The 2,516-nt window shown below is 65.7% G+C and carries 2 protein-coding genes and 1 pseudogene; all 3 read left to right on the forward strand.

The genetic code is table 11. The annotated features are described in order from the left end of the window. Positions 1 to 480: pseudogene (locus tag BGO16_RS03245) on the forward strand (ubiquinone biosynthesis protein UbiB); the annotation flags it as partial. Positions 481 to 547: 67 nt separating this feature from the next. Next, positions 548 to 1,978: a bifunctional phosphopantothenoylcysteine decarboxylase/phosphopantothenate--cysteine ligase CoaBC gene (gene coaBC / locus BGO16_RS03250; RefSeq protein ID WP_292617169.1), complete on the forward strand. Its 1,431-nt coding sequence runs from the start codon at positions 548 to 550 to the stop codon at positions 1,976 to 1,978. Then, complete coding sequence (gene dut / locus BGO16_RS03255; RefSeq protein WP_292617170.1) at positions 1,975 to 2,433, forward strand: dUTP diphosphatase; 459 nt, start codon at positions 1,975 to 1,977, stop codon at positions 2,431 to 2,433. The genes coaBC and dut overlap by 4 nt, the downstream gene beginning before the upstream one ends. The last annotated feature ends 83 nt before the right edge of the window (positions 2,434 to 2,516 follow it).

The following is a 2,516-nucleotide window of genomic DNA, read 5'->3' on the forward strand; positions in this document are numbered from 1 at the left end:
GAGCCGATCCACAATCGCACCGCCGAGGAAATCTCGATGGCCAAGCTCTTGACGCTGCTGCTCGAGGTCACCGGCCTGTTCGACATGCAGACGCGCCCCGAACTGATCCTGCTGCAGAAGACCATGGTGGTGGTCGAAGGCGTGGCGCGCAGCTTCGATCCCAAGCTGGACATCTGGACGGTGGCCGACCCCGTGGTGCGCGAATGGATCACGCAGAACCTTGGCCCGATGGGCCGGATGCAGGGCGCGGTGGCAGGCGCGGGCGAGCTTGGCCGCCTGCTCGCAGGGCTTCCGGCGCTCGCTTCGCGAACCGTCGCCCTGATCGAGCAATTCGAGACGATGTCCCGCGAAGGGCTGGCGCTGGGTCCCGACACCATCGCGGAAATCAAGCGGGCCGAAGCGCGCAGCCACCGCTGGAGCATTCTGGCGCTCTGGGTCATCGCGGCCGCGCTGGTCGGCCTGCTCTGGACGACACGTTAAAGCCCGTTGATTGCATTGATGGCATATTTTTGCTATCAATGCAAGCGCGCTTGACCGCAGGAGTGTCATGGCCAGCCTGACCATCCGCAAACTCGACGATGCCACCAAGGCCGAGCTGCGCCTGCGCGCCGCGCGCAACGGCCGGTCCGTCGAGGATGAGGTCCGCGTCATCCTGAGAGCGGCAACGACCGCTTCACCCTCTGACCGCGTCGCGGACGACCGGTGGTCATATCGCAACGCAGCAACACCGGGAAAAACAAATAATTCTAGTGCCTTGTCGAGGGTAACGCTGATCATCGGCGGCGGTATCGCCGCCTATAAGTCGCTCGACCTGATCCGGCGGCTGAAAGAACGCGGCTTTATTGTGCAATGCGTCATGACAAATGCTGCGCAGCAATTCGTGACTCCGCTGAGCGCCAGCGCCCTGTCGCACACCCATGTCCACACCAATCTGTTCGATCCCGGCAGCGAATTCGATGCCGGCCATATCCGGCTCGCGCGCGAATGCGACCTGATCGTGGTCGCCCCCGCCACCGCCGACCTGATGGCAAAGATGGCGCATGGCCTGGCCTCCGACCTCGCCACTGCGATCCTGCTCGCCGCCGACAGACCGATCCTGCTGGCGCCGGCGATGAATCCACTGATGTGGAACAACCCGGCGACACGCCGCAACGTGGCACAGCTTGCCAGCGATGGCGTCGTGATGATCGGCCCCAATGCCGGCGAGATGGCCGAAGCGGGCGAGGCCGGCGTCGGACGCATGGCCGAGCCGACGGAGATCGCAACCGCCGCCGAGCGGATTCTCAGGCCCGCGCGCCCGCTGCCCCTCAAGGGCCGCCGCGTGCTGGTCACCGCCGGACCGACCTTTGAGCCGATCGATCCGGTGCGCTATATCGCCAACCGCTCCTCGGGCAAGCAGGGCTTTGCCATCGCCGCTGCGGCGCAGGCGGCCGGGGCGGACGTGACGCTGATCGCAGGCCCGGTCGGTCTCGACGATCCCGCGGACGTCACGGTGGAGCATGTCGAATCGGCGCGCGACATGCTGGCGGCCGTCGAGGCGTCGCTGCCAACGGACGTCGCGATCTTCACCGCCGCGGTCGCCGACTGGCGCGTCGCGCACCAAGGCGCGCAGAAACTGAAGAAGACCGCGACCGGGATGCCGCCGCTGAAACTGGTCGAAAACCCGGACATTCTCGCAACCATCTCGAACCTGCGCGAGAACCGGCCTGCGCTGGTGATCGGCTTCGCCGCCGAGACCGAACATCTCATCGACAACGCGACAACGAAGTTCGCGCGCAAGGGCTGCGACTGGATGGTCGCCAACGACGTCTCGCCCGCGACCGGCGTGATGGGCGGAGATCGCAACACGGTGCATCTGCTGACGCGTGAAAGCAGCGGCGAGATCAGGGCCGAGTCCTTTCCCCTCATGACCAAGGAAGAGGTCGCCGCAATGCTGATCGAGCGCATCGTCCCGGTCATGTCGGATCAACCGGCATGAGCGGTGCAATCAAGGTCGACGTCCTGCAACTGCCTCACGCCGAAGGTCTTGCGCTGCCGGCCTACCAGAGCAGCCAGGCCGCCGGCCTCGACCTGCTGGCCGCGGTTCCCGAACAAGCGCCGCTGGTGCTCGCAGCCGGACAACACGCGATGGTGCCGACCGGACTCGTCATCGCCTTGCCCGAGGGATTCGAGGCGCAGGTGCGGCCGCGCTCCGGCCTCGCCGCAAGGCATGGCGTCACCGTGTTGAATTCGCCGGGCACAGTGGATGCCGACTATCGCGGCGAGATCAATGTGCTTCTTGTGAATCTCGGTCAGGAGGCGTTCACCATCCGGCGCGGCGAGCGCATCGCGCAGATGATCGTGGCGCCCGTGACGCGCGTGGAACTCGCGTGCGCCGATTCGCTCTCGGCCACCTCGCGCGGCAGCGGCGGATTCGGTTCGACGGGGCGCTAGGGTCGAGACTCAATTGATCCACCAAGTCAGGGTAGCGGCCAAGAGGATTGTAGAGAGGAAGATATCGGCCCGCTTGTCATAGC

This window comes from Nitrobacter sp. 62-23, from assembly GCF_001897285.1.
In the GTDB taxonomy this organism is placed as follows: domain Bacteria; phylum Pseudomonadota; class Alphaproteobacteria; order Rhizobiales; family Xanthobacteraceae; genus Nitrobacter.